General features: G+C 65.6%; 26 protein-coding genes and 1 pseudogene. 10 read left to right on the top strand and 17 right to left on the bottom strand.

Translation table 11 applies throughout. From position 1 onward, the window contains the following. Positions 1-6: 6 nt before the first annotated feature. Positions 7-1,404, bottom strand: a complete 1,398-nt coding sequence (locus AC07X5_RS18105; protein WP_494771280.1) for an ABC transporter permease subunit — start codon at positions 1,402-1,404, stop codon at positions 7-9. Continuing rightward, positions 1,401-2,111 (bottom strand): ABC transporter ATP-binding protein, encoded by a 711-nt coding sequence (locus AC07X5_RS18100; protein ID WP_494771338.1) that lies wholly within the window; start codon positions 2,109-2,111, stop codon positions 1,401-1,403. The genes AC07X5_RS18105 and AC07X5_RS18100 overlap by 4 nt, the downstream gene beginning before the upstream one ends. Positions 2,112-2,404: 293 nt before the next feature. On the opposite strand from AC07X5_RS18100, the gene AC07X5_RS18095 reads away from it, so the two are divergent. Next, positions 2,405-2,827 (top strand): Fur family transcriptional regulator, encoded by a 423-nt coding sequence (locus AC07X5_RS18095; RefSeq protein WP_494771279.1) that lies wholly within the window; start codon positions 2,405-2,407, stop codon positions 2,825-2,827. A 7-nt stretch (positions 2,828-2,834) separates the two neighbouring features. Here the strand turns inward: AC07X5_RS18095 and AC07X5_RS18090 are convergent, their stop codons facing one another. The 4 genes from AC07X5_RS18090 to AC07X5_RS18075 are packed head-to-tail and all read right to left on the bottom strand — an operon-like array spanning position 2,835 to position 7,548. Continuing rightward, on the bottom strand, positions 2,835-4,019 hold the full coding sequence (locus AC07X5_RS18090) for a lipid-transfer protein (protein ID WP_494771278.1): 1,185 nt from the start codon (positions 4,017-4,019) through the stop codon (positions 2,835-2,837). 19 nt (positions 4,020-4,038) lie between these two features. Beyond that, on the bottom strand, positions 4,039-5,571 hold the full coding sequence (locus AC07X5_RS18085; protein ID WP_494771277.1) for an acyl-CoA synthetase: 1,533 nt from the start codon (positions 5,569-5,571) through the stop codon (positions 4,039-4,041). 12 nt (positions 5,572-5,583) lie between these two features. After that, complete coding sequence (locus AC07X5_RS18080; RefSeq protein ID WP_494771276.1) at positions 5,584-6,720, bottom strand: DUF5938 domain-containing protein; 1,137 nt, start codon at positions 6,718-6,720, stop codon at positions 5,584-5,586. Positions 6,721-6,741: 21 nt separating this feature from the next. Continuing rightward, positions 6,742-7,548: an SDR family NAD(P)-dependent oxidoreductase gene (locus AC07X5_RS18075; RefSeq protein ID WP_494771275.1), complete on the bottom strand. Its 807-nt coding sequence runs from the start codon at positions 7,546-7,548 to the stop codon at positions 6,742-6,744. Between the two features lie 185 nt (positions 7,549-7,733). On the opposite strand from AC07X5_RS18075, the gene AC07X5_RS18070 reads away from it, so the two are divergent. The 9 genes from AC07X5_RS18070 to AC07X5_RS18030 all read left to right on the top strand — a co-directional run bounded on the left by AC07X5_RS18070 (position 7,734) and on the right by AC07X5_RS18030 (position 18,595). Further along, positions 7,734-8,399 carry a TetR/AcrR family transcriptional regulator gene (locus AC07X5_RS18070; RefSeq protein ID WP_409956546.1) on the top strand — a complete coding sequence of 222 codons (666 nt, stop codon included), beginning with the start codon at positions 7,734-7,736 and terminating at the stop codon, positions 8,397-8,399. 154 nt (positions 8,400-8,553) lie between these two features. Further along, entirely contained in the window at positions 8,554-9,489 is a 936-nt protein-coding gene (locus AC07X5_RS18065; RefSeq protein ID WP_494771274.1) for a hydroxymethylglutaryl-CoA lyase, read from the top strand. Then, complete coding sequence (locus tag AC07X5_RS18060; RefSeq protein ID WP_494771273.1) at positions 9,482-10,684, top strand: CaiB/BaiF CoA transferase family protein; 1,203 nt, start codon at positions 9,482-9,484, stop codon at positions 10,682-10,684. Before AC07X5_RS18065 ends, AC07X5_RS18060 begins: the two co-directional genes overlap by 8 nt. A 119-nt stretch (positions 10,685-10,803) precedes the next feature. Further along, a complete protein-coding gene (locus AC07X5_RS18055; RefSeq protein ID WP_494771272.1) occupies positions 10,804-11,781 on the top strand; it encodes a Bug family tripartite tricarboxylate transporter substrate binding protein in 978 nt (325 codons plus the stop codon). Between the two features lie 32 nt (positions 11,782-11,813). Further along, complete coding sequence (locus tag AC07X5_RS18050; protein ID WP_494771271.1) at positions 11,814-12,737, top strand: SMP-30/gluconolactonase/LRE family protein; 924 nt, start codon at positions 11,814-11,816, stop codon at positions 12,735-12,737. Between the two features lie 227 nt (positions 12,738-12,964). Further along, a complete protein-coding gene (locus tag AC07X5_RS18045) occupies positions 12,965-13,408 on the top strand; it encodes a putative pterin-binding protein (protein ID WP_494771270.1) in 444 nt (147 codons plus the stop codon). Positions 13,409-13,426: 18 nt separating this feature from the next. Beyond that, on the top strand, positions 13,427-16,459 hold the full coding sequence (locus AC07X5_RS18040) for a response regulator (RefSeq protein WP_494771269.1): 3,033 nt from the start codon (positions 13,427-13,429) through the stop codon (positions 16,457-16,459). Further along, positions 16,456-17,649, top strand: coding sequence for a response regulator (locus tag AC07X5_RS18035; protein WP_494771268.1), 1,194 nt, complete (start codon positions 16,456-16,458; stop codon positions 17,647-17,649). Before AC07X5_RS18040 ends, AC07X5_RS18035 begins: the two co-directional genes overlap by 4 nt. A gap of 13 nt (positions 17,650-17,662) precedes the next feature. After that, positions 17,663-18,595 (top strand): response regulator, encoded by a 933-nt coding sequence (locus tag AC07X5_RS18030; protein WP_494771267.1) that lies wholly within the window; start codon positions 17,663-17,665, stop codon positions 18,593-18,595. 42 nt (positions 18,596-18,637) lie between these two features. Here AC07X5_RS18030 and AC07X5_RS18025 read toward each other — a convergent pair whose 3' ends face one another. The 11 genes and pseudogenes from AC07X5_RS18025 to AC07X5_RS17975 form a co-directional block, all read right to left on the bottom strand. Further along, complete coding sequence (locus AC07X5_RS18025) at positions 18,638-18,772, bottom strand: hypothetical protein (RefSeq protein ID WP_494771266.1); 135 nt, start codon at positions 18,770-18,772, stop codon at positions 18,638-18,640. Beyond that, complete coding sequence (locus AC07X5_RS18020; RefSeq protein WP_494771265.1) at positions 18,766-20,139, bottom strand: calcium-binding protein; 1,374 nt, start codon at positions 20,137-20,139, stop codon at positions 18,766-18,768. Before AC07X5_RS18020 ends, AC07X5_RS18025 begins: the two co-directional genes overlap by 7 nt. 110 nt (positions 20,140-20,249) lie before the next feature. Beyond that, positions 20,250-20,387, bottom strand: a complete 138-nt coding sequence (locus AC07X5_RS18015) for a hypothetical protein (protein ID WP_494771264.1) — start codon at positions 20,385-20,387, stop codon at positions 20,250-20,252. A 240-nt stretch (positions 20,388-20,627) separates the two neighbouring features. Beyond that, positions 20,628-20,885 (bottom strand): annotated as a pseudogene (locus AC07X5_RS18010) (IS21 family transposase); the annotation flags it as partial. A 91-nt stretch (positions 20,886-20,976) separates the two neighbouring features. Next, positions 20,977-21,714 carry a hypothetical protein gene (locus AC07X5_RS18005; protein ID WP_494771263.1) on the bottom strand — a complete coding sequence of 246 codons (738 nt, stop codon included), beginning with the start codon at positions 21,712-21,714 and terminating at the stop codon, positions 20,977-20,979. Between the two features lie 183 nt (positions 21,715-21,897). Further along, the gene (locus AC07X5_RS18000; RefSeq protein WP_494771262.1) at positions 21,898-22,122 is read right to left on the bottom strand and encodes a leukotoxin secretion protein D; all 225 of its coding nucleotides are present in this window, start codon (positions 22,120-22,122) and stop codon (positions 21,898-21,900) included. Beyond that, positions 22,056-22,628, bottom strand: a complete 573-nt coding sequence (locus tag AC07X5_RS17995; RefSeq protein ID WP_494771261.1) for an HlyD family secretion protein — start codon at positions 22,626-22,628, stop codon at positions 22,056-22,058. Before AC07X5_RS17995 ends, AC07X5_RS18000 begins: the two co-directional genes overlap by 67 nt. Positions 22,629-22,764: 136 nt before the next feature. Further along, positions 22,765-23,799: a biotin synthase BioB gene (bioB, locus tag AC07X5_RS17990; protein WP_494771260.1), complete on the bottom strand. Its 1,035-nt coding sequence runs from the start codon at positions 23,797-23,799 to the stop codon at positions 22,765-22,767. Between the two features lie 344 nt (positions 23,800-24,143). Then, positions 24,144-24,536 (bottom strand): phosphopantetheine adenylyltransferase, encoded by a 393-nt coding sequence (locus AC07X5_RS17985; RefSeq protein ID WP_494771259.1) that lies wholly within the window; start codon positions 24,534-24,536, stop codon positions 24,144-24,146. 98 nt (positions 24,537-24,634) lie between these two features. Next, positions 24,635-24,988 carry a hypothetical protein gene (locus tag AC07X5_RS17980; protein WP_494771258.1) on the bottom strand — a complete coding sequence of 118 codons (354 nt, stop codon included), beginning with the start codon at positions 24,986-24,988 and terminating at the stop codon, positions 24,635-24,637. After that, positions 24,988-25,461 (bottom strand): VOC family protein, encoded by a 474-nt coding sequence (locus AC07X5_RS17975; RefSeq protein WP_409963598.1) that lies wholly within the window; start codon positions 25,459-25,461, stop codon positions 24,988-24,990. Before AC07X5_RS17975 ends, AC07X5_RS17980 begins: the two co-directional genes overlap by 1 nt. Between the last annotated feature and the right edge of the window lie 27 nt (positions 25,462-25,488).

The following is a 25,488-nucleotide window of genomic DNA, read 5'->3' as shown; positions in this document are numbered from 1 at the left end:
TGTCTCCTACAGCGCCCGCTGCCGCGCGACGGCAATCCAGGCAAAAGCCACGGCCAGCGCCAGGCTGGCGCACAGCACCAGCGCGCTGGCCCCGCCCCGGGCCAGGGCCCAGCCGGCGCTGGGCGCGTGGTAATCGAAAGCCGGCACCCGCGCCCACAGCGCGGGGCTGGCCTGGTAGGCGAAGTGCTGGTGGCCCAGCGGGTCGGCATGGTCCACCAGGTCCTGGCTCACGATGTCCTGGATCAGGCGGCGGTGGCGCTCGGCAGCGGTGGTGAAGTCGCGGTGGTGCGCGAAGTCCGTGCCCGCCATGGCGCTGGAGAAGCTGCGCACGGCCAGCAGCGGCAGCAGCAGGCCGCCGGCTTCCTGCACGGCCTGCTGCTGCTCCCAGGTGTCCCACAGCCGGCCGAAGTGGCGGTCGTACACGGCATAGCTGGCCTGGTCGTCGAGCTTGAGGGCAATGCCCCATTGGTTCAGCGGCACATCCTTGCTCCAGCGCTCGGTGGTGCCGAAGGCCTGCATCCAGGTCTTGTCGGAGGTGGCCTTGAGGTCGGCCGCCAGAGCCTGGTTGAATGCGAGCCGCGTCGGGCTGGGGAACAGCGCGCGCGAGAGTTCGGACAGCACACGCGGCGCCACCACGGCATTGGCGATCCACAGCGCCAGCAGCACCGTAATGGCCACGCGCGAGCTGCGCGAGACGGCCGATACCCCGAGCGTGGCGAAGACGAAGATGGCCAGGTACAGCGCGTAGCCCAACGCCAGCCCGGCAAAGCGCAGCAGTGCATCCAGGCGCTCGCCGCTGCCCGCGGACAGGGCCACGGCCGCTGCGGCGATCAGCGCGGCCGGTACCAGCAGCACCGCCAGCGCCATGGCCAGCGCCAGCGCCTTGCCCCACAGTAGGCGCAACGGCGGCACGCCCAGGCTCAGGGTCTGGCGCAGCATGCCCTGCTCGCGCTCGCCGGCAAAGGCATTGAAGCCCAGCACCACCACCAGGAGCGGGCCCAGCACCTGCAGGATCCAGCCCACCGACAGGTCGCCAAAGCGTTGCAGCCCGGTGGCGTCCTGCGCGGGGCGGAATTTCACCTCGCTCTGCCGGTGCGCCTGCAGCCACACGGTGCTGCCGATATAGGGGTTGATGCCCGGATCGACCAGGGCCAGCGCCGCATCGGGCTTGAAGGCATGCATGCCCTGGTGCGCCGCGTCGTGCGGGTGGCGCGCGCCCTGCGCCAGCCAGTCCTGGTAGTCGGAGCTTTGCGCGGCGGCCTGTTCGGCACGTGCCCCGCGCTGGTGGCTGGCGCCCACGGCCAGGGCCGTGAGCAGCAGCAAGGCGACCAGCCCACCGGCCCAGTACAACCGGCCATCGCGCAAGCGTTCGCGCAGGTCCTTGCAAGCCATGAGCCAGATCATGCGTTGCCCCGCATGTGCCGCAGGTACAGGGCCTGCAGGTCGGTATCGCTGATCTGTGCGGCGTCGAGGTCCTCGACCAGGCGCCCCTGCTTCATGATGCCGATGCGCGTGGCCGTCTGCCTGGCGTGGAACAGGTCGTGGGTGGTGGCCAGGATGGCCACGCCCGCCTCGCTGGCGCGCTGCAGCAGGCTGGTGAACTCGGCCGCGGCATGCGGGTCCAGGCCCGAGGTGGGCTCATCCAGCAGCAGGGCCTTGGCCTCCTTGGCCAGCGCCACGGCGATCCAGATCTTCTGGCGCATGCCCTTGGAGTACGCTGCCACGCGCTTGTCGGCCGCGTCCGCCTGAAGGCCCACCTGGGTCATCAGCTCCAGCAGGCGCGCACGCGGCGGGGCCTCGCCCAGCGCCAGTGCGGCGAAGTAGCGCAGATTCTCCAGCCCGGTCAGCGTGCCATAGAGGTTGACCTGCTCGGGGATGTAGGCCAGGTAGTGCTTGGTCGCCACCGGCTCCTGTGTGACATCTGTGCCGTTCACCAGCGCCCGTCCGCCATCCGGTGCGATGAAGTTCAGGAACAGGTTGACGGTGGTGGTCTTGCCCGCGCCGTTGGCGCCCAGCAGGCAGTAGATCTCGCCCGGGCGGATGCACAGGTCGAGCGGGTGCAGGGCGGTCTGGTCGCCGTAGCGTTTGGTGAGGCCTATGGCTTCGAGCACAGGGGTTCCTTCCATCGTCTGATGGCTGCAGAAGTGAAGTGGACGCGGGTGGGCCAGCGCTTTGGGAAGCGGGCGCTTCGGAAACGCGCTTGCCGGTAGTGACTGGTCCGCGAAAGACACAAATGATAATGCGTTATCAATATCAATTGCAGCAGTACGCAAGAAATTTGCAGGCAGACGCGGGAAGCGCCCCGCAGTGCCCCTTGCGGCAAAGTCCTGCGGGAGGCCAGGGCTGCGCTCCCTTGGTCGATAATGGTTTCTCAACAACAAGCCCTGAGGCAACGCCCCACCCCATGGAACGATCCACCCGGCAGCGCACCGCCATCCTGGCGGCGATCGCAGATGCACAGCGCCCTCTCACGCCACAGGAGGTGCTGGAGAGTGCGCGCGAAACCGTTCAAGGCCTGGGCATGGCCACGGTCTACCGCAACATCAAGGCCTTGCTCGAAGACGGATCGCTGCAGGCCGTACAGCTACCGGGCGAAAGTCCGCGGTATGAGCCCGCCGAGCATGAGCACGGGCACCACCATCACCACTTCCAGTGCACGGTGTGCTCGCGCGTGTTCGATGTGCACGACTGCCCGGGCGACCTGGCCGGCATGGCGCCCAAGGGCTTCACGGTGGAGCGCCATGAGCTGACGCTGTATGGCCGCTGCGCGGATTGCGCGAAGGTGGCGGCGCCCAAGGCCGGCCGCAAGCCCGCAGCCTCTGCCTGAAACGGCCTCAGGCCGATTGGTAAAGCGTGACCACGCAGGCCCCGCCCAGCCCCAGGTTGTGCTGCAGCGCGGTGCGGGCACCGGGCACCTGCCGATCCTGGGCACTGCCGCGCAACTGGTGGGTGAGCTCGTAACACTGGGCCAGGCCCGTGGCGCCCAAGGGGTGGCCCTTGGACAGCAGTCCCCCCGACGGGTTGGTCACCACCTGGCCGCCATAGGTGTTGTCGCCCGCATCGATGAAAGCCGCCGCGCCGCCCGGCGGGCACAGGCCCAGGGCCTCGTAGCTGATGAGTTCGTTCTGGGCGAAGCAGTCGTGCAGTTCGACCACATCCAGATCCTGCGGCCCGATGCCGGCCTGCTCGTAGACCTTGTGCGCAGCTTCCTGCGTCATGCCGTAGCCCACCAGGCGCATCATCTCGTGGCTGTCGAAAGTGTCGGGCCGGTCCGTGGTCATGGCCTGGGCGGCGATGATCACGTCGGTACGCAGGCCCTTCTTTTTTGCAAAGGATTCGGACACCAGCACCGCCGCCGCGGCGCCGCAGGTCGGCGGGCACGCCATGAGCCGGGTCAGCACGCCGGGCCAGAGCATGGGGGCGTTCATCACGTCATCGACCGACAGCTCCTTGCGCAGCAGCGCCAGCGGGTTGCGCGCCGCATGCCGGCTGGCCTTGGCGCGCACCCGGGCAAAGGCTTCGAGCGGCGTGCCGTACCGGCGCATGTGGCTCTGCCCAGCCCCGCCGAAATAGCGCAGCGCCAGCGGCAGTTCGGGCATGCCGACCAGGACCTCGGCCTCGCGGTCGAAGTCCTCGAAGGGGCTGGGCCGGTCGTTGAACACGGTGCCGATGGCGCCCGGGTTCATCTGCTCGAAGCCCAGGGCCAGCACGCAGTCGGCCGCGCCGCATTCCACCGCCTGGCGCGCCAGGAACAGCGCCGTCGAACCGGTCGAGCAGTTGTTGTTGACGTTGAAGACCGGTATGCCGGTCATGCCCAGGCCGTAGACGGCCTTCTGCCCGCTGGTGGAGTCGCCATAGACATAGCCCACGTACGCCTGTTCGATGGCGCAGTAGTCCACGCCCGCGTCCGCAAGTGCCAGCCGCCCTGCCTGCGCCGCCATCACGGGATAAGTCTCGTTGGCGCCGGGCTTGGCGAAGGGAATCATGCCCACGCCCGCGATGAATGCCTTGTCTGCCATGGGGATACAACCTTATTTTTCAGCGCGCCAGCACGGTGGCGCGGATGTCCTTCTTGAGCACCTTGCCCACCTTGGAGCGCGGCAGGTCGGGCCAGATCTCCACCTGCTTGGGCGCCTTCACGCTGCCGATGCGCGCCTTGGTGAAGGCGATCACCTCCTCGGGCTGCACCGTGCGCCCCGGGCGCAGCTGCAGTACGGCCACCACGCGCTCGCCCCATTTGTCGTCGGGCAGGCCGATGACGGCGCTGTCCTGCACGTCGGGGTGCTGCATCAGAGCCTGCTCGACCTCGACCGAGTAGACATTGAAGCCGCCGGTGATGATCATGTCCTTGGCGCGGTCCACGATGTAGAGGTAGCCATCGGCATCCACCCGGCCGATGTCACCCGTGTGGTGCCAGCCACCCCGCCCGGCCTCGGCCGTGGCCTCGGGGTTTTGGTAGTAGCCCATCATCACGAGCGAGCTGCGCACCACGATCTCCCCGGTCTCGCCGCGCGGCAGCAGCCGGCCTTCTCCGTCCATGGTGGCCACCTGCACCAGCGGGCCGGGCCGGCCGGCGCTCGCCAGGCGCTCGCGCGCCACCGTGCCGTCGGCGTGGAAATGCTCGCGCGGGGACATCATGGAGATCATCATCGGCGCCTCGGTCTGGCCGAAGAGCTGGGCCATCACCGGGCCGATGGCCGTGAGCGCCTCTTCGAGCCGCGCCGCCGCAATGGGCGCCGCGCCGTACCAGAAGCACTGCAGCGAATCGAGCCGCGTGCTGGCCAGTTTTTCGTGCTGCAGCAGCATGTAGATCAGCGTGGGCGGCAGGAAGGTGTGGGTCACCCCGTGCCGCTCCACCAGCGCGAGGAACTCGCCCAGGTCGGGCTTGGGCATGATGACGATGCGCCCTCCCAGGGCCATCACCGGCAGGCACAGCACGCCCGCCGCATGGGTGAGCGGCGCCAGCGCCAGGTAGACCGGCCGGCCCTCGAAGGGGTAGCCCATCAAGGTAAGGGCCGACATGGTCTCCAGGTTGCGGCCCGAGAGCATCACCCCCTTGGGCTGGCCCGTGGTTCCGCCGGTGCCGGCGATCATGGCCAGGTCGTCCACGGGGGCGATTTCCACTGGTTCGTCACCCACGCCCTGGACCCACTCTGCCCACGAAGGCGCCCAGCCCAGGGCCGCATCCAGGCAGACGAACTGGCGCACCTTGGGCAGTTGCGCGCGCATCTGCTCGACCATGGGCGCGTAGGCGCTGTGGAAGATCAGGCAGCTGCAGTCGAAGGCATCGAGCACGTAGCGATTCTCCGCCGTCTCGTTGCGCGGGTTCACCGGGCACCACACGGCGGCAGCGCGCGAGATGCCGAACACGCAGGCAAAGGCCAGGGCGTCGTTGCTCGACAGCACGGCCACCTTGTCGCCGGGCGCGATGCCCGAACGCAGCAGCGCCCGCGCCACCCGGTGGCTGGTGCGCTGCACCTCGCCGTAGGACAGGTCGGCCATGCCCATGCTCAGGCACGGCGATCCCTCGCCCAGCATGGCCCCCTTGTCGAGGTAGTCGATCAGGCGCATGGGGCCGCCTGCTCAGTGCTGCACCGTAAGCACGGGCGGCTGCACCAGGCCGAAGCTGCGCAGCACGCCCAGAAGCTCGTGGTGGCCAAAGGCCTGGCAGCCCGAGGCAAAGCCCACGCGGCGCGGCGCCTGCTGCAGCAGGTAGGCTGCGGCATAGGCCTGCATCAGCCCGGTCTGCTTGTAGTTGCAGTTGCCGTAGATCACGCAGTGCGCGCGCCCCAGCGGGCCCGAGGCATGCACCGAATCCACCGACTTGTTGATGCGCGGGTTCTCGCGCGGCGGCATGCTGCCCATCACGCTGGCGGCCGTCTGCGCCAGGGCGGCGTAGCGGTCTTCCTCGTTCATGCCCTCGGTGGCCTTGAGCGCGGCGGCCACGATCTGCGGCACGCCCAGCATCAGCGGCTTGTTGAACACGCCGCCCAGCACCTTGACGTTGGCCACGCGCGGGTCCTTCTTGAACCACACGGGGTGCGAGGTGCCGCCCCAGGGCAGGGCCAGCGCCGTCTCGTGCTGGCCGGGGATGGCCAGGCTGTACAGGCCGGCGTCGGGCTGCCATTCCACGTACTGGTTCTGCTCCAGGAAGTAGGCCTTGGACGTGGCCGCGTTGACCAGAATGGTCTGGGTCGATGCCGCCGTGGGGCTGCCGCCCCAGAACACGGCGATGTCCAGGGTATCGAGGCCCGGCGTCTCCAGGCACAGCTGGGCGGCGATCTCGCCCGTGGTGTACATCTGCGCCAGGCCGGGCGAGAGCAGCAGGCCGGCGGCGGCGAACTTCGTCCCGTACTCGGCCTCCAGCGTGATCAGCCAGTCCTGCTCGCCCGTGGTGTCGGTGTAGTGGCACTTCGTGGCCAGGCAGGCCTGCACCACCTCGTGGCCAAATTTCGCGAATGGTCCCACGGTGTTGAGCACCACGCTGGCGCCGTCGAACAGTGCGCTGAGCGCCTCCACCGTGTGCGCTACCTCCACCACCTCGTAGCTGGCGGTTTCGATGCCGGGCACGTGCGAGCGCATCGCATCGTCGAGTTTTTCCTTGCTGCGGCCGGCCGCGATGAAGGGGATGTTGTACTCGCGCAGGTACTCGCAGACCAGCCGGCCGGTGTAGCCGGAGGCGCCATAGACCACGACGGGTTTCTTGTTGCTGTTGCCCATAGCCATGTCTCCTGTGCTGGTTTACATGCCCATGCCGCCATCGACCGGCAGGCCCGCGCCGGTGATGAAGCGCGATGCGTCGGAGCACAGGAAGACCACGGCGTCGGCCATGTCGGCCACCTCGCCCAGGCGGCCCGCAGGCGTCTGCTCGATGATGGCGCCCACGGCCGCCTCGGGCGATGGGAACAGGCCTGCGGCCACCACGTCGGCGGCGAGCTTCATGCCCATCTCAGTGGGCACCAGGCCGGGGTAGATGCAGTTCACGCGCACGCCGTAGCCGAGCTTGCCCGACTCCATCGCCGCCACGCGGGTCAGCCGGTCCACGGCCGACTTGGTGGCCGAGTAGCCTGCGATCGCCGGGAAGGCGATGGTGGCGGCCACCGAAGAGATGTTGACCACCGCCCCGCCCTTGCCCGCGCCGCCGCCCGGGCGCATGGCGCGAAACGCGTGCTTGAGGCCCAGCGCCGTGCCCACGATGTTCACGTCGAGCATGCGGCGCAGCGATTCGGCCTCGATCTCGGACACCAGGGCCGTGACCTCGATGCCGGCGTTGTTGATGAGGATGTCGAAGCCGCCCAGCGTCTCCTGCGTGGCCTGCACGGCGGCGGCCCAGTCGGCCTCCTGCGTCACGTCGAGCTTCACGAAGCCCGCCTTGGCGCCTGCGGTGACCGGCAGCTTGCCCGCCGTCTCCTGCCCCAGCGACGTGAGCACGTCGCCAATCATCACGGATGCGCCTGCGGCAGCCAGTGCCTGGGCCATGCCTTCACCGAGGCCGCGCGCGCCACCGGTGACCAGGGCCTTGCGGCCGGTCAAATCGAACTTCGCCATGTCTTGTCTCCTGGTATTGGGATCGTTGGCCCACCGCTTTCTGCGATGAACGGAATCGATTCTGGAAATGTGCTGGACAAGTGTCAAGATATTTTCTTGACACTTGTCATAAATTCAATCGACCCGGCCTGGTCCATGCATGAAAAGACATGGGCGCCCTGCCCGGCTCTGCCTACAATGGCGCGATGGAAAGAGCACCCCGCCGTGACAAGTACGCCGAACGCCGCGCCGAACTGGGCGAGGCCGCGCTGCAGACGCTGGCCGAACTGGGCTACGCGCGCACCAGCCTGCGCGAGATTGCGCAGAACTCGGCCTTCTCGCATGGCGTGCTGCACTACTACTTCACCGACAAGCTCGACCTCATCCTGTGCAGCGTGCGCCAGTACAAGGCGCGCTGCGTCACGCGCTACGACGATGTGACCGAGCAATCCACCTCGTTTGCGCAACTGGTGGACGGCTTTGTCGACGTGTTGGGCGAGACCGTGCGCACCGAGGCGCCGATGCACCGCCTGTGGTACGACATCCGCTCGCAGTCGCTGTTCGAGGAGGCGCTGCGCGCCGACGTGGAGGCCATCGACAAGAGCCTGGCCAACATGGTCTGGCGCGTGCTCACGCGCATGGCCGAACTGGCCGGCTCGCCCGTGCGCGCACCCATTGATCTCACTTACGCCATGTTCGACGGCGTGTTCCAGCAGTGCCTGCTGCGCCACATGGCCGGCGATGCCAAGGCCATCCCCACCATGCAGGGGCATGTGCGGCTGCTGGTGGAACAGCTGATCGGCGTGCCAGCTGCAGCCGCCGCGCCTGCCAAGGCGCCGCGCAAGCGCAAGCCTGCAGTGCAGGCCGCGTAGCCCGCCCCCTGGTATCCCATACAAGCCGTTCTGTTCTGCAGAACGGCTTTTTTGTTTCTGCGCGGTGCTTGACCTTGCATCGGATCTTTCTCATACTTCCATAGGACAGATTGATGTTCTTTCTTATAGAACTTTGAAGAAAACAGGAGATCCGATGCCCCAAGCACCCGATGTGCTGATCAGCGAGGTCGGCCCGCGTGACGGCCTGCAGTCCGTCAAGGGCACCATGCCCACGGCCGACAAACTGCGCTGGATCGATGCGCTGTATGCCGCCGGCCTGCGCGAGATCGAGGTCGCCTCTTTCGTGCCCGCCCGCCTGCTGCCGCAGATGGCCGACGCGGCCGAGGTGGTGCGACACGCCATCACCCTGCCCGGCCTGACGGTAATGGCGCTGGTGCCCAACCGCAAGGGCGCGCAGGCGGCGCTCGAAGCCGGGGTGCACAAGCTCACCATGCCCGTGTCCGCCAGCGCCGCCCATTCGCTGGCCAATGTGCGCAAGACGCGCGAAGAGATGGTCGAGGAGGTGCGCGCCATATCCGACCTGCGCCGCGACATTGCCCCCCATGTGAAGCTGGAGGCCGGCATTTCCACCGCCTTTGGCTGCACCTTGCAGGGCCTGGTGCCCGAGGACGAGGTGATCTGGCTGGCCGCGCAGTGCGTGGCGGCCGGGGCTGATGAGTCGGGCCTCTCGGACACCGTGGGCTATGCCAACCCGGCCCAGGTGCGCCGGCTGTTCCGGCGCCTGCGCGCCGAGTTGGGTGACAAGGCGGGCGCCGCCCACATGCACAACACGCGCGGCCTGGGCCTGGCCAACTGCCTGGCAGCCTACGAAGAAGGTGTGCGCACCTTCGATGCCTCCCTGGGTGGCCTGGGCGGCTGCCCGTATGCGCCGGGCGCCTCGGGCAACGTGGTCACGGAGGACCTGGTGTTCATGTTCGAGGCGAGTGGCATTTCCACGGGCATCGACCTGCAGCGGTTGATGGACGCGCGCGCGCCGCTGGTGGCCGGGCTGCCCGGTGAGCCGGTGTACGGCATGACCCCCGAGGCGGGTTTGCCCAAGGGCTTCGTACAAGGAACCAGCCATGTCTGACGCAACGAACAACGACCAGCCCCTGCCCTACGCCGGCATCCGCGTGGTGGAGTTCACCCACATGGTGATGGGCCCCACCTGCGGCATGGTGCTGGCCGATCTGGGGGCCGAGGTCATCAAGGTCGAGCCCATCGAGGGCGACAGCACGCGCCACCTGCTGGGCTCGGGCGCCGGGTTCTTTCCCACCTTCAACCGCAACAAGAAGAGCATCGCGCTCGATTTGAAGAAACCCGAGGGCCTGCAGGCCGCGCTGCGCCTGATCGCCACGGCCGACATCGTGAGCGAGAATTTCAAGCCCGGCACCATGGCCAAGCTGGGGCTGGACTACGCCTCTCTGAAAAAGCTCAACCCGCGCCTCATTTATGTGAGCCACAAGGGCTTTCTGCCCGGCCCCTACGAGCAGCGCACGGCCCTGGACGAGGTGGTGCAGATGATGGGCGGACTGGCCTACATGACCGGGCGCCCCGGTGATCCGCTGCGTGCGGGTACCAGCGTCAACGACATCATGGGCGGCATGTTCGGTGCCATCGGCGCCATGGCGGCGCTGCGCCAGCGCGAGCTGACCGGAGAGGGGGCGGAGGTGCAGTCCGCGCTGTTCGAGAACAATGTCTTTCTGGTGGCGCAGCACATGATGCAGTTCGCCAGCACCGGCAAGGCGGCCAACCCCATGCCCAGCCGCATCTCGGCCTGGGCCATCTACGACGTCTTCACGGTGAAGGATGGCGAGCAGATCTTCCTGGCCGCCGTGAGCGACAAGCAGTGGGCCATCTTCTGCGAGGCCCTGGGCCTGGCCGAGTTGCTGGCCGACCCGCGCCTCAAGACCAACAACGACCGCGTGCAGGCGCGCGACTGGATGATGCCGCAGCTGCGCTCGCACCTGGCCGGGCGCAGCGCGGCGGAGCTCGCTGCCATCTTCGAGGCCAACGAGCTGCCGTTCGCGCCCATCACCAGGCCCGAGGAGCTGTTTGCCGACCGGCACCTCAACGAAAGCGGGGGCCTGGCGCCCATCCGCCTGAACAACGGCACCGAGTCCAAGGTGCCGCTCTTGCCCCTGACCATCGGTGGCACGCGCCCCGGCGTGCGCCTGCAGCCGCCGCGCGCGGGCGAGCACACGGCCGCGCTGCTGCAGGAGCTGGGCTACTCCGATGACGAGGTGGCCGCCCTGCGAGACCAGGGCACCGTGGCTGGCGGCTGACGATCAAATCCCTGCCCCTCCAGCCGGCCGCCGTGCGGCCTGGCTGGGCGCCGCTGTGCGCCGCTGTGCGCCATTTCCCTGCAGCGGCCCGATTTCGACCACACCAAGGAGACACATCCATGCATTCCCCAAGCCTCACCTGCATTCTGGCCGGCGCCGCATTGGCACTGAGCGCAACCTCCGCTGCCGCACAGGCCACCACCTGGCCCGACAAGCCGGTGCGCCTGGTCGTGCCCTACTCGCCCTCGGGCACCACCGACTATGCGGCGCGGCAGATCGCCCAGAAGCTCACCGAGCAGACCGGAAAGTCCTTCTATGTGGAGAACAAGGTGGGCGCCAGCGGCACCATCGGCTCGGACCTGGTGGCCAAGGCCGCGCCGGACGGCAGCACCTTCCTCATTAACGACACCACCTACGCCATGCTGCCGCACCTGTTCAAGAAGCTGCCCTGGGACCATGCCACCGGGCTGGTTCCGGTGACGCGCATCGTCGACACGCCGCTGGTCGTGGTCGTGGGGGCCAATTCGCCGTACAAGACCATGCAGGAACTGCTCGATGCCGCCCGGAAGAACCCCGAGAAGCTCACCTTCGGCTCGGGCGGCATGGGCAGCTCCTCACACCTGGGCGGGGAGCTGCTGCGCCAGCACGGCAGGATTTCCCTGACCCATGTGCCCTACAAGGGTGCCGGCGAGGCCATGCTGGGCGTGATCTCGGGCCAGGTGGACCTGGTGGTGACGGCCGCGCCCACGGCCATTCCCCAAGTCAAGGGCGGCAAGGGCCGTGCGCTGCTGGTCACCTCGCCCCAGCGCCTGGCCGCCCTGCCCGACGCGCCCACCAGCGCGCAGCTGGGACTCAAGGATTTCACGGCCACCAACTGGTTCGGCATTGCCGCGCCCAAGGGCACGCCCCAGGCCATCATCGACAGGATGCAGGCCGAGGTGAAGAAGGCCGTGGAATCCCCCGACCTGGCCAAGCGCTTTGCCGACCAGGGCGCGGAAGTGGGAGCCATGGCACCGGCCGACTTCCAGAAGTACGTGCGCAGCCAAACCGAGGACTGGGGCCGGGTGATCAAGGCGGCCGGCGTGCAGGCCGAATGAGCGAAACGGAAGAAAGAAAGGACCCCTCTCCCATGTGGAACCTGAGCTTTGCCCCGCCCGAGGTCATCGAGGCCACCGTGCTGACCCGCCTGCCCGACGCCATGCGCCAGCCGCGGCGCACCGAATGGGTGGACGCCAACAAGCCCGGCCATGTGATGGACAGCTTTCTCGAAGGCCCGGTGTTCGACGGCCAGGGCAACCTGTACGTGACCGACATCCCCTACGGCCGCATCTTGCGCATCACGCCCGACGGCCAGTGGCAGCTGGTGGTGCAGTACGACGGCTGGCCCAACGGCCTGGCACTGCATGCCGATGGCAGCCTGTGGATCGCCGATTACCGGCGCGGCATCCTGCGGCTGGACCCGGCGGGCAGCGGCGCGCCCGAACCGGTGCTGGCGCACCGCAACAGCGAGTCTTTCAAGGGGGTCAACGACCTGACCTTCGATGCCGCGGGCAACCTGTATTTCACCGACCAGGGGCAGACGGGCATGCACGACCCCACGGGCCGCGTCTACCGCTACACGCGCGGCGGCCGGCTCGACCTGTTGCTGGCCAACGCCCCCAGCCCCAACGGACTGGCGCTGAGCGCCGACGGCGGCGCCCTCTTCGTGGCCGTGACGCGCGGCAACCAGGTCTGGCGTGCGCCGCTGCTGCCCGACGGCAGCATCTCCAAGATGGGGGCGCTGCAGACCTTCTTCGGCACCAGCGGGCCCGATGGCCTGGCCGCCACGGCCGATGGCGGGGTGGTGGTGGCGCATGCCAGCCTGGGCGGCGCCTTCGTGCTCAATGCGCGCGGCGAAGTGACCCATTTCGTGCGCAGCCCCGTGGGTCCCACGGTGACCAACATCGCCTTCCGGCCCGCCACCTCGGAGATCGTCATGACGGAATCTTCTTCGGGCACCGTGCTGCGGGCCACCCTGCCCGTGACCGGCGCGCCTCCCCACCCCTTGCGCTGAGCGCGCCCCTGGCAGGCCCCTCGGTGGCTTCGGCCAGTGGTCATTCCACAGGTGCGTGAAAACGCGCAGGCTGCTATAAAGGGACCATAAAGCAGGAACAACGGCCTCACAGGCCGATGAGGGAGAATTGCATGACCGGTGCGTATCGGGCCAGAAGCCCATGGCTGCGCCTCGCTGCAGGCGTTGTGGTGTCGGCCTGTGCCTTTTTCTCCCCTGCGCAGGCACAAATGACCGCGCTGGAAAAGCCCGCCGGCCGCGTGGTGCTGACCGTGCAGGGCAGCACCACCCAGGCCAACCAGGGGCAAAAGGCGCAGTTCGACATGAAGATGCTCGAAAAGCTGCCCCAGAAGACCTTCACCACCCAGACACCCTGGTACCCGCAGCCGGTGAGCTTCACCGGGCCGCTGCTGCGCGACGTGCTGGCCGCCGCGGGCGCCAAGGGCAGCAAGATTACGGCGGTGGCGCTCAACGACTACAAGACCGAGATCCCTTTCGACGACGCCACGCGCCACGAGGTGATCGTGGCGCGGCTCATGAACAACCGCCCCATGCCGATCCGCGAGAAGGGGCCGCTGTTCATTGTCTATCCTTTCGACACCAAGGCCGAGTTGCGTACCGAGCTCTACTACAACCGCTCCGCCTGGCAGCTCAGCACACTGCAGATCCAGTGAGCGGCACCAGGGGCACCCATGCTGCGCAGCAAGCACCTCCTGCCCCTGATCATTGCCAGCCTGGTGGTGGTCTATGTGTCCATTGCGACCGTGCAGTACCGCCAGTACCGCAGTGTCGAAGCCGTGATGCGCCGGGGCGACGTGAACGCCCTGTGGTCCTACCTGCAGCTCAATGTGGAGCATGAACGGCTGGACCACGCGCTGCACCAGTACGAATACGACCCGCAAAGCATCTCCACGGATGCGCTGCAGCTGCGCTACGACCTGTTCCTGAGCCGCTTCAGCGCACTGGAGAGCGGCACTGCGCGCACGCTGATGCAGCACGAGCCGCTGTACGCCAAGGCACTGGCGGAACTGCAGGAGTTCGTGGAGGCCGGTGACAGCTATTTCGGCCAGAGCGTCGACGCGCGCACCAGCCAGGCCAATATGCGGCTGTTGCGCGAGCGCCTGGTGGAACTGCGCCCGACGGTGCAGGAGCTGTCGCTCAACGCGTCGCGCATTTCCGCGCTGCTCGGCGACCAGCGCAACGCCGAGGTGCAGCACCAGACCCTGCTGACCACCGGCCTCACGGCCTTCCAGGCGGTGCTCACCTTTTTGCTGGCCGTGGCCATGGCCCGGCAGTTCCTCAAGCGCGAAAAAGCCAAGTCGCTGGCGCTGGCCGCGCAGGCCGAGCTGGTGGATGCCTTGAAGCGCAGCGAGGAAGTGCTGGAAGCCCGCGTGGTCGAGCGCACCGAGGCGCTGGAGAAAGCCAACACCGCGCTGCGCGAGCACGAGGAAGAGCTGGAGATCGCCCGCGCCCGCGCCGAAGACGCCTCGCAGATGAAGTCGGACTTCCTGGCCAACATGAGCCACGAGATACGCACCCCCATGAATGCGGTGATCGGCATGAGCCACCTGGCGCTCACCACCGACCTGTCGCCGCGCCAGCGCGACTATGTCGAGAAGATCCAGCGCTCGGGCCAGCACCTGTTGGGGCTGATCAACGACATCCTCGACTTTTCCAAGATCGAGGCCGGCAAGCTGGAAGTGGAAACCGTCGATTTCGGGCTGCGCAGCGTGCTCGACAACGTGGCCAATCTGATCGGCGACAAATGCTCGGCCAAGGGCCTGGAGCTGATGTTCGATGTGGACCCGGCCCTGCCCGACGACCTGCGCGGCGACCCGCTGCGCCTGGGGCAGATCCTCGTGAACTACGGCAACAACGCCGTGAAGTTCACCGACACCGGCGAGATCGTGGTGCGCGTGGCCGAGCTGGCGCGTGATGATGAGCAAGGCCTGCTGCTGCGCTTCGAGGTGCAGGACACGGGCATCGGCCTCACGCCCGAGCAGCAGTCGCGGCTGTTCCGCTCCTTCGAGCAGGCGGACACCTCCACCACCCGCAAGTACGGCGGCACCGGGCTGGGCCTGGCGATTTCCAAGAAGCTCGCGGGCCTGATGGGCGGGGATGTGGGCGTGCAGAGCACGCCCGGCCAGGGCAGCCGCTTCTGGTTCACCGCCCGCGTGGGCCTGGGCACGCCTTCGGCGGGCCCGCTCATGCCCGAGCCCGACCTGCGCGGGCGCCGCGTGCTGGTGGTGGACGACAGCGAGCAGGCGCGCCAGATCCTGGCGGGCCTGCTGGCCAGCATGAGCTTTGCCGTGACCACGGCCGCCTCGGGCGAGGAGGGGATTGCCGCCGCCCGCGAGGCCGACGAGGCGGGCCTGCCTTGCGAGATTGCGTTTCTCGACTGGCGCATGCCGGGCATGGATGGGTTCCAGACGGCCGCCCAGCTGGCCCTGCTGCCGCACCCGCCGGTGCCGGTGATCGTCACCGCCCATGGCCGCGAAGAGGTGTTCCGCGCACTGGAGAAGGCCGGCATTGCGCTGATGCTGACCAAGCCGGTCAGCCCATCGCTGCTGTTCGACGCCGCCATGCGGGCGCTGGGGGGGCAGGAGGCCAGCCTGGCGGATCGTGCCGCACCGCGCCGCGCCGGCAGTGCCCCCGACCTGGCCCCCATCCGCGGCGCCCGCGTGCTGCTGGTGGACGACAACGACCTGAACCAGCAGGTGGGCGCCGACCTGCTGGGCGATGCCGGGCTGGTGGTGGAGGTGGCCGAGAACGGCCAGGTGGCGCTGGACATGTTGCACCAGCGCGCGCCCTACGACATCGTGCTCATGGACATGCAGATGCCGGTGATGGACGGCCTCACCGCCACCCGCCGCATCCGCGAGAACCCGGCCTGGGCCAGCCTGCCCGTGCTGGCCATGACGGCCAACGCCATGAGCAGCGACCGCGACAACTGCCTGGCCTCCGGCATGAACGGCCATGTGGCCAAGCCCATCGACCCCGACGAACTGTTCGCCCAGTTGCTGCAGTGGGTGCCGGCGCGCGGCGAAGCACAGGATGGGCTGGCGGCGGCTGGAGCAACGCCAGCGCAGTCCGCGGATGTGCTCCATGGGCCGCTCACGCGAATCGATGGGCTGGACACGGCCGCCGGCCTGCGCCGCGTGCTGGGCAAGCCCGCCGCCTATGAAAGCCTGCTGCGCAAGTTCACCGCCGGCCAGGCGTCGGCCGTGCAGAACACGCAGGCCTTCCTGGCCGCAGGCCAGCGCGACGACGCCTTGCGCAGCATGCACACCCTCAAGGGCACGGCGGGCACCATTGGCGCGGCCCACCTGGCCCATCTGGCCGCGGCGGTGGAAAAAGCCATTGCAGACGGCGCGGACGCGGGCACCCTGGCCGCCCTGCTCGCCCCACTGGGCAAGGCATGCCAGGCCCTGGTGGAGGCACTGCAGCATGCACTGCCCGCCCAGGAAGCCGCAGCGCCCCCGGCCGTGGTGGACCCCGCCGAGGCGCAGCAACTGCTGGCTCGCCTGGACGCATTGCTGGCGGACGACGACTCGGACGCCGTGGAGCTGTTCAAGGACTCGGCCCCTGCCCTGCAGGCGCTCCTGGGCCCGGTCTACGGCGAGATGAAGCGGGCCCTGGACAGCTACATCTTCACGGACGCACTGGCACTGCTGCGGGCAGCCCCTCTGCCCGGCCCAGCGATACAAGGAGGACCCACGACATGAACAATCCCATGGAATCCAGCGGCAGGTGCACGGTGCTGGTGGTGGACGACACGCCCGACAACCTGTCGCTGATGAGCGACCTGCTGCGCCCGGACTACAAGGTCAAGCTGGCCAACAGCGGCGAGCGGGCACTGCAGATCGTGGCGGGCGAAGCCAAGCCCGATTTGATCCTGCTGGACATCATGATGCCCGAGATGGACGGCTACGAGGTGCTGCGCCGCCTGCAGTTCAACCCCGACACCGAGGACATCCCGGTGATCTTCCTCACGGCCATGAGCGCCACGGACGACGAGACCGTCGGCCTGGAGCTTGGGGCCGTGGACTACATCACCAAGCCCGTCAACCCCGCCATCACGCTGGCGCGGGTGCGCAACCACCTGCTGCTCAAGCGCGCCCGCGACATGCTGGCGCGCCAGAACCAGTACCTGGAGGACGAGGTGGCCAAGCGCACGCGCGAGGTCGTGGAGCTGCAGGACGGCACCATCCGCGCCATGGCCTCGCTGGCCGAGACGCGCGACAACGAGACCGGCAACCACATCCGCCGCACCCAGCACTATGTGGAGGTGCTGGCGCGCAAGCTGCAGCACCACCCGCGCTTTGCGGACGAACTGACCGAGGCGGCCATCGAGATGATCTTCAAGTCGGCACCGCTGCACGACATCGGCAAGGTGGGCATCCCGGACCGCATTCTGCTCAAGCCCGCCAAGCTCACGCCCGAAGAGTTCGAGGTCATGAAGACCCACACCACGCTGGGGCGCGACGCGATCATTGCGGCGGAGCGCGAGACCTCGCAAGCCAACCCGTTCTTCCGCTACGCCAAGGAGATCGCCTACAGCCACCAGGAAAAGTGGGACGGCTCGGGTTACCCCGAGGGCCTGGTGGGCAACACCATCCCCCTGTCAGCGCGGCTGATGGCGGTGGCCGATGTCTACGATGCCTTGATCTCCGAGCGCGTGTACAAGGCCGCCTTCCCGCACGAGATGGCGGTGGAGATCATCCGCGACGGCCGGGGCAGCCATTTCGATCCCGACATGGTGGACGCCTTCCTCGCGCTGTCCGAGGAGTTCAGGGCCATCGCCCAGCGCTTTTCCGACGGTGAACATGCGCTGGCCGCCCAGGTGGACCGCATCGCCGCCGACCTGCCTGCGGAGCACATCGAGCTCACCGCAGACGGCGCCCTCAAGCCCTGAGCCCATCCATCCCATGCATCCCTCCAAGACCACCGTGCTGCTGGCCGAAGGTGCCAGCGCCATGCGCCAGGCCCTGGCCAGCCAGCTGCAGACCTTCGGCTTCGGCCAGGTGCTGCAGGCCCGCGACGGCGCCCGCGCCCTGCAGCTGCTGCGCGCGGAACCCGTGCACGTGGTGGTATGCGACATGGACATGCAGGGCATGGACGGCCTCGGGTTGCTCGAAGCCATGCGCGCCGACCCAAAGCTGGCGGGCCTGCCCTTCATGCTGATGTCGGGCGGGCTGGACCGCGACTCGGCTGCCCGGGCGATCCGCCTGGGCATCGGCGACCTGCTGGTCAAGCCCTTCACGGTACGCCGCCTCATCGAGCGCATGCAGCGGGTGATGCAGCGCGACGCCCAGGCCCTGGTCTCCGCACTGGCGCCCCCGCCCCCGCTGGAGCCTGCACCCGAACCACCCGCCGAGCCCGAGCGCGCCACCATCCTGGTGGTGGACGATACGCCCGACAACCTGCAATTGCTGGCCGGCCTGTTCCGCGACCGCTTCAAGGTCAAGATCGCCCAGAGCGGCGAAAAGGCCCTGGCCATCTGCCAGTCCGACGCGCCGCCGGACCTGATTTTGCTGGACGTGATGATGCCGGGCATGGACGGCTTCGAGGTGGCGCGCCGCCTGCGCGAGCACCACGCCTCGGAATGCACACCCATCATCTTCGTCACCGCGATGACCGACGACGCCTCACGCCACCAGGGCCTGAGCCTGGGCGCCATCGACTATGTCTTCAAACCCATCGAGCCCGAGCTGCTGCGCCTGCGGGTCAGCAACCTGATGTACTACGTGGAGCACCGCAAGCAATTGCAGAAGGATTTTGACCAGATGCATGAGAACAGCCGGTTGCAGGCGGAGGTGGAGCGGTTGCGCGCGGAGGTGCGGGGCCTGCGCGGCGATTGAACCCGGAAGGCCGGGGCAAAGCCCCGGCCTTCCGGTCCACGCTCAGGTCCAGTTGGCTGCGATCACCGGATTGAGCGCCGCCTGGTAACTCGCACTCAGCGTCGTCTGCCCCGCTGCTGGTGGCGAGAACGCCGCCATGGCGTCCACCAGGGCCTGCGCCTTGGTGTCCGTCAGCACCTTGCCATTGCATTGGCCCAGATCTGCTCGACGTGCTGCGCCGTGCCCAGGTACCAGTCCTTGATGATGGCCTTGTCGCTGGTACCGATCACGCTCACCTCCAGGTTATTGCCTGACTTGGCCAGCCAGATCTGGTCGTGGCGGATGCTCGACCCCCACTGCAGCAAGTCGTTGACGCCGCCCGTGCTGTCGTTCTCGACAATGGTGTCCTGGCCCGTGCCCGCTTCCATGAAGTAGGTGTCGCCACTCTTGCCTCCCGTCAGCGTGTCATTGCCTGCAGCGCCATTGATGACGTTGGCACCGTCGTTGCCGGTCAGCTTGTTGGCTTTGGCATTGCCCTTGAAGTTGTAGGCCGCCGTGCCGGTCACGGTGTAGTCCGTGTTGGCGGTGGGCATGGTGTAGGCATAGGTGTAGCTGCTCGGTGGTGGAACAGGCATCGCCAGAATGGTGTCGATCCTGGCCTGGTCCCAGGTCTCGCCGTTGTCGAAGACGATCTGGTCGATCTTGCTGTTGGTGGGCACGCTGCTCGGTGTGGTATCGGCCGCGATGTAGTTGGACAGCGTCACCTGGTCGGCGGTGCCCCCGCCCATGCGAACCTGCAGGTGGTTGCCCGAGCGAACCAGTTGGATCTGCGAAGGCGTCCAGCCGTGGATCAAGAGCTTGTCCACGGCCGTCTTGGCGTCGATGGCATCGAGGGTGTCCTGACCATCGCCCTGGGTGAACTCGAAGGTGTCATCGCCGGCGCCGCCATTGAGGGTATCGTTGCCCAGACCGCCGATGAGCGTATCCGCGCCTGCGTGGCCCAACAGGGAGTCGTTGCCTGCACCGCCCTCGAGCCGGTCGTTGCCGCCATTGCCCTGCAACTGGTCGGTGCCGTCCATACCCTTGAGGACGTCATCTCCGGCGCCGCCTCGCAAGGTGTCATTGCCGGAAGTGCCTTGCAGGTTCAAACCAGGAACCCGAATCGCCAGTGCCAGGATGCCAGAGACGGATAGCCCCTCGGCATCGGTCACGGTAAGTTTGATCCTCAGGTTCTGGCTCAAGTTGGCGGGAATGTTGCCGGTGATATCGCCATTGGAATGCACAGTGGCCCAGCTGGGCAAAGGCGATCCATTTTCCAGGGTGGCGGTATAGGTCAGCGGACCATCGTCAACGAACGAGTCACCCGGCATGTACCACTCGAAGAACTTGCCAGGCTGTGTTTCCACGGGCGCCAGCGGAGTCTGCAGTACCGGCGCAGCGTTGGTCTTTGCCAAGGCAAAAATCGCTGCAAAGTCCATGCTGGTGTAATCGTCGAAGACGATTTCCTGAAGCGCATTGAACTGGCCGGGGGCGCCGTTTTCGCCAAAGAACCCTTCAACCCTCACCAAATTGTTGGCAGTTCCCCGGATCACCAGATCATTTTCTTCTCTTATGAATCTTGTTGCTGTCTTTGAAACACCAGACAGATACAGTGTGTTGTGCTCTTCCGATGCAGCTATCGTATTTTTTTGATTATATCTTGATAACCCTTTTCGATATAATACTCATCATCGCCCGCGCCGCCGATAAATATAACGCCGACATAGTTTCCGCCAGAGAGGGTGTCATTTCCATCGCCCCCATCCAGCGTCATTCCTGCACGATTGTCAGAATACAGCTCATCGTTACCACCCATGCCGCGCAAAACCACAGAATCGGCGCCCCGGCCGCTAACCCGAATGGTGTTATTTCTGGAATTTCCGTTGACGGTTGTTGGATTGCACTGAGATCTGACCCGCCTTTTCCATCGAATACTGACCCACTCTGTTGTGTGAGATGAGTGGTCTACGATGTGGATAAGTGCTGGGTTTTCTGCTTTTTAGGCTGAGGCTGTGTGGAGCTGCCGCAAAGTGCGCCGCTGTTTGCGTGACTTTGTTGCCTCCAGAGCTAGCCAGGTAGAAAGCTTCTCTGCGAATGGATCGAGCTTGCTGGAGCTCGCGCGCTTGGCATAGCTGGGCTGCTCATCACCCGAGCGCAGATACTTCTTCACGGTGTTGCGAGCCAGGCCTGTGCGCCTTGAAATCTCGCGGATGGACAGCTGCTCGCGCAGAGCCCATCGCCTGATGACACTGCGTGTCGCCACGTCTATCACTCCTGAAATCTCCTGCTTCTAAAAGCAGCAGGATAGGGTTAGTACGTGGGTCAACTTCAAATGGAAATTACTGCTTGAACTGGGTCAAGATTCAGTGGAATTCAACACCGTTTTTCAAAAGACTGCCTGCACTTTCGCGATTGATATCTGGATTGATTTTTATCATGGCATTATTGATTTGGGGGTTGCAGAGTTTCAATTGCGGGGTCACATATCCGGCTTTGTTTGCGGAGTCCTGCACAAAGATTAAATCTTCAGTCGGTAATGGCTTCCCATCATTCCAGTTGGGGCCGGGATAACGCAAGAAAATTGGCGTGGAAAATTTCTCAACTCCACGCTGGTATGTTATGCGGTGGGATAAAAATAAGATAACACTCTTTCCAACAAGGCTTTTGTAGTAAACATCGCTATCCATTTTGCTGCTTGGATCAATTGTGGATGGAATGTATATTCGTTTGAATGCGCATTTCTGAAGAGATTTTATATATTCCTCCGAGGTAGGCGCAATCATGAAGATTTTTGCATCAACTATTTCCATGAATTGATCATTGATTGATTTGTCTTTTGTATTTTCTGTGAACAATAGTTCATTTCCGGATTTCTCATTGGTATAGCCTACAAGTTCACCCGATTTGCCGTCTGTATAGACAATTCTTGTGAACTTTCCAGTCAGTATCAATGGATTTTTAGCCCATAGAAAATAGTCGAGAGGCATTGGACTCGGAATTGGCAAGCCAGCTGTCGCCTTTTCCATTATTAATAAACAAAGAAATAGCAAATAACAAAATTTTGGCATGAATTTGACTGAAAATTCAATTGCCAGTTTCATTTTTGACGGGCAAATCATCTAAGCTATTTTTTATCTCGATGACGGCGTTAAATGCATTCATTTTATTTTGGTTTCCTCTTACTATTTTTAGCCATCAGTGGTTGCAAGAGAGGCTGAAAATTATTTGAATTTTTATTTAATTGTTTGAGGTCTGAAAAATTTTTTTGATGATGGCGAAGCGCATCACCGCTCCCTCAAACTCTCACTCCCCGCCTTCTGAATCGGACTGAGCAGGAATTCAACAACCCGTCGCTGGCCCGTCTTGATCTCCGCCGTGATGTTCATCCCCGGCGCCAGCTTGATCTGCTTGCCATCCACGTCGATGGTGGTCTGGTTCAGCTTCAACGTGGCCGGGAAGATCGCCCCGCGCTTCTCGTCATTGACCGCGTCCTGCGTGACCTTCTCCACCGTGGCATCGAGCGTGCCGTAGCGCGTGAAGGCAAAGGTCCCAGCTTGATCGCCACGCCCTGCCCCGGGCTCACGAAGCCGATGCCTTTGTTCTCCAGCGCCACCTCGGCGCTCACGCTGGCGCTGTCGGACACGATGATCATCAGGGCATGGGCTTCGGTGTGCATGGCCAGTTGCTGGACGGTGCCGGCCACAGGGGCACTGAGGTTGCGCGGGCTGGCGCTGGTGAACCCCTGGGTGATCTGTTGGCGCTTGAGGTCGGCCTGGGCTTGGCGTTCGCTTAAAGAGCGCCTGGGTTCCGCGCTGTAGATGCTGCGGGTCTGTTGGGCTTTACGCAATGCCGCATGGGCTTGCGGGGTTTGGAAATCGCGCTCGCGCTGCTGGGAGGCAATCGTGGCCTGCGCGATGGCCAGTTCGTCCTGGCGGCACTGGTCTTGCGGACGCACCCGCTGATGCAGCGGCTTGCCAGCCGCGCGCGCAGCATCCTCCCGAGTTTCGTGCATCACGCCCCCTCACAAGAGTCGCTCTTATGGGGAGTGATTCTAGCTGTCCGCAGGTGGAAGCTGGTGCTTCCAAGGCCCCCTAAACAGGTGAGTTTGCAACCAAACGATTCTGCTTCTTCACCGTTGGTCAATTCGCAATTCAATTGTGCTCAAGCGCCTTGGTGCATGCCTGGCCGGTTGCGTGCAGGCCGAGCTTGCGCAGCAGTTGCTCGTCGGCCTCCACATCCGGGTTTCCCGTCACCAAGAGCTTGTCGCCGTAGAAGATCGAATTCGCCCCGGCAAGAAAGCACAGCGCCTGCACGGCTTCGCCCAGCTGCTGGCGCCCGGCCGAGAGGCGCACGCGCGCCTTGGGCATGGTGATGCGGGCCACGGCGATCATGCGCACGAAGTCGAGCGGGTCAATGGGTTCGCTGTCGGCCAGCGGGGTGCCGGGCACGCGCACCAGGCTGTTGATGGGCACGGATTCCGGGTAGGGGTTGAGGTTGGCCAGTTGGGCGATCAGCCCGGCGCGGTGCACGGGTGCCTCGCCCATGCCCACGATGCCACCGCAGCACACGCTGATGCCGGCGCTGCGCACATGCTGCAAGGTGTCCAGGCGGTCCTGGTAGGCGCGGGTGCTGACCACGTCGGTGTAGTACTCGGGGGCGGTGTCGAGGTTGTGGTTGTAGTAGTCCAGGCCAGCGTCTTTGAGCGCCTGGGCCTGGTGCCCTTCGAGCATGCCCAGGGTGGCACAGGTCTGCAGGCCCAGGCCCTTGACGGCGCAGATCAGCTCGCTGACCTTTTCGATATCGCCGTCCTTGGGCGCGCGCCAGGCGGCCCCCATGCAAAAGCGCGTGGCGCCTGCGTCCTTGGCGGCCTGGGCGGCGCGCAGCACTTCGTCCACGGCCATCAGCTTGTCGGCCCTGACGCCCGTGTCGAACTCGGCCGCTTGCGGGCAGTAGCCGCAGTTCTCGGGGCAACCTCCGGTCTTGACCGAGAGCAGCGTGGCCAATTCGATGTCGCCCGCGGGCCAGTGCTGGCGGTGCACGGTCTGGGCCCGGAACAGCAGGTCCATCAGGGGTGTGTCGAGCAGGGCCTGGATGGCCGCTACCGACCATTCGCCCTGCACTGCCGGCTTGGGCGCAGGGCGGTGCAACTGGATGGGCTGGGGGGTGGACAGTGCTTGAGATTCCATGGGGGGTGATCCTTTCAAAGATGCCGGACGCCACGCGCACCGGTGTCACACAAGGCGCCACTCCGGTGATGGATTAAATGGCACCTTGCGTTGCTATCACCCTGATTTTGAAGGAGGTTTTGGCGCAGATACAAGCTGTATGGTCACAAAAAGTGCCACAAATTTCTGTTCCATAACTTCATTCATTTGCAAATTCATGAAGAGCGACAAAGCGTGCATTTGAATTCTTTAGACTGCATTTTGAAAGCACCGAAAAATCCGTTTGCGGAACTTGCAGCCTATGGAGCGCTTTTGCTTCCATCTTGCACGCCAGGCCGCCCTGGAAGCTTCGACGTTCGTGAAAGTTAGGGCGCCGTTGCCAGCGTGCATTCCGTCCAGAGCAGCGCACCGGCCCCCGCGAGCAGGCATGCCAGGGCCAGGACATCGGCGTGCACCACGCGCTGCAGGTGCGAGTTGAATCCACCGGTGGACCAGGCGAGCCAGAGGAAAGAGGCCACGCTGGAAAAAGCCAGCGCCAGGGCCAGCCATTGCAGGGCTGGTTTGAAGGCGGCGTAGACGCACACCGCCCCCACGATGCCGAACAGCACGGCGCGGTGGCGCATGAGGATGAGCGCACTGGGGTCGGACGGTGCAGCCCCATACAGGCGGGCCAGGTGCTCGGGGCCGAGCACGCCCGAGACGGGGATCAGGTGGATGATGCCCACGACCAGCAGGGCCAGGGTGGTGAGGATGCGCATGGGAACACAACTCCATGAAGGGACGGAATGCTCCGTTTGTATTCCCCATGGACTTGCGGATCCATGACCCGCCAGGTCATGGACGGTGTTCTCCAGGATCAGCGCCCGAGCAGTTCTTCCAGTGCCTTGCGGATGGCGGCCGGCTTGTCCGCCGTGCCTTCGAACGCGGCGCAGCTCGGGGCACGCTCGGTCTCGGGCCCGCGTGCACCCACGCGCGAGAACAGGCGTTCACAGTCGCAGCGCAGGCTGGCCAGGGTCTGGCGGGTGCGGCGGTTCCTCACCTCGGCCACCCAACAACTGTCGGCGCAGCCGCAGGAGCGGTATTGCAGGGTCTCGCCGGGGCGGGCCCAGCCCAGCGGGTAGGCGTTGCCAGCAGCCCAGGGCGCGGGGCTGGCCAGCGCGAGCAGCAGCACCATCGCCGCAGTGCGCAGGCAGCGCCCCGAGGAGGCCATCAGCCCAGCGCCGCGATCACGTCGGCCGGCGCCTGCACCAACTCGATCAGCACGCCCTCGCCCGCAATCGGGAACTCGTCGTTGCTCTTGGGGTGCAAAAAGGTGATGTCGTAGCCCGCAGCGCCCTTGCGGATGCCGCCCGGCGCAAAGCGCACGCCTTGGGCGGTGAGCCATTCGACCGCCTTGGGCAGATCGTCGATCCACAGGCCGATGTGGTTGAGCGGCGTGGTGTGCACGGCGGGCTTCTTGTCGATGTCCAGGGGCTGCATGATGTCCACCTCCACCTTGTGGGCGCCCTGCCCCATGGCCAGGATGTCCTCGTCCACGTTCTCGCGCTCGCTCTGGAAGGTGCCCGTCTGGGTCAGGCCCAGCATGTCCACCCACAGGGTCTTCATGCGCGCCTTGTCGGTGCCGCCGATGGCGACCTGCTGGATGCCCAGGACTTTGAAGGGACGGGTTGCGGATGTGTTCATGGCAGTCTCGATAGGAAGAATGGCGGT

This window comes from Acidovorax sp. GW458-11-26-14-TSB4, from assembly GCF_059423865.1.
This window is presented reverse-complemented; position numbering and strand designations above follow the sequence as displayed.

Bases quoted from the DNA above. Each gene is read 5' to 3' on its own strand.
- AC07X5_RS17980 (WP_494771258.1), bottom strand. From the start codon at position 24,988: ATGGCCTCCTCGGGGCGCTGCCTGCGCACTGCGGCGATGGTGCTGCTG.
- AC07X5_RS18060 (WP_494771273.1), top strand. From the start codon at position 9,482: ATGTCTGACGCAACGAACAACGACCAGCCCCTGCCCTACGCCGGCATC.
- AC07X5_RS18015 (WP_494771264.1), bottom strand. From the start codon at position 20,387: ATGACGCTGGATGGGGGCGATGGAAATGACACCCTCTCTGGCGGAAAC.
- bioB (WP_494771260.1), bottom strand. From the start codon at position 23,799: ATGGAATCTCAAGCACTGTCCACCCCCCAGCCCATCCAGTTGCACCGC.
- AC07X5_RS18090 (WP_494771278.1), bottom strand. From the start codon at position 4,019: ATGGCAGACAAGGCATTCATCGCGGGCGTGGGCATGATTCCCTTCGCC.
- AC07X5_RS18070 (WP_409956546.1), top strand. From the start codon at position 7,734: ATGGAAAGAGCACCCCGCCGTGACAAGTACGCCGAACGCCGCGCCGAA.
- AC07X5_RS18035 (WP_494771268.1), top strand. From the start codon at position 16,456: ATGAACAATCCCATGGAATCCAGCGGCAGGTGCACGGTGCTGGTGGTG.
- AC07X5_RS18080 (WP_494771276.1), bottom strand. From the start codon at position 6,720: ATGGGCAACAGCAACAAGAAACCCGTCGTGGTCTATGGCGCCTCCGGC.
- AC07X5_RS18040 (WP_494771269.1), top strand. From the start codon at position 13,427: ATGCTGCGCAGCAAGCACCTCCTGCCCCTGATCATTGCCAGCCTGGTG.
- AC07X5_RS17975 (WP_409963598.1), bottom strand. From the start codon at position 25,461: ATGAACACATCCGCAACCCGTCCCTTCAAAGTCCTGGGCATCCAGCAG.
- AC07X5_RS18005 (WP_494771263.1), bottom strand. From the start codon at position 21,714: ATGAAACTGGCAATTGAATTTTCAGTCAAATTCATGCCAAAATTTTGT.
- AC07X5_RS18055 (WP_494771272.1), top strand. From the start codon at position 10,804: ATGCATTCCCCAAGCCTCACCTGCATTCTGGCCGGCGCCGCATTGGCA.
- AC07X5_RS18050 (WP_494771271.1), top strand. From the start codon at position 11,814: ATGTGGAACCTGAGCTTTGCCCCGCCCGAGGTCATCGAGGCCACCGTG.
- AC07X5_RS18085 (WP_494771277.1), bottom strand. From the start codon at position 5,571: ATGCGCCTGATCGACTACCTCGACAAGGGGGCCATGCTGGGCGAGGGA.
- AC07X5_RS18030 (WP_494771267.1), top strand. From the start codon at position 17,663: ATGCATCCCTCCAAGACCACCGTGCTGCTGGCCGAAGGTGCCAGCGCC.
- AC07X5_RS17985 (WP_494771259.1), bottom strand. From the start codon at position 24,536: ATGCGCATCCTCACCACCCTGGCCCTGCTGGTCGTGGGCATCATCCAC.
- AC07X5_RS18105 (WP_494771280.1), bottom strand. From the start codon at position 1,404: ATGATCTGGCTCATGGCTTGCAAGGACCTGCGCGAACGCTTGCGCGAT.
- AC07X5_RS18095 (WP_494771279.1), top strand. From the start codon at position 2,405: ATGGAACGATCCACCCGGCAGCGCACCGCCATCCTGGCGGCGATCGCA.
- AC07X5_RS18075 (WP_494771275.1), bottom strand. From the start codon at position 7,548: ATGGCGAAGTTCGATTTGACCGGCCGCAAGGCCCTGGTCACCGGTGGC.
- AC07X5_RS18045 (WP_494771270.1), top strand. From the start codon at position 12,965: ATGACCGCGCTGGAAAAGCCCGCCGGCCGCGTGGTGCTGACCGTGCAG.
- AC07X5_RS18065 (WP_494771274.1), top strand. From the start codon at position 8,554: ATGCCCCAAGCACCCGATGTGCTGATCAGCGAGGTCGGCCCGCGTGAC.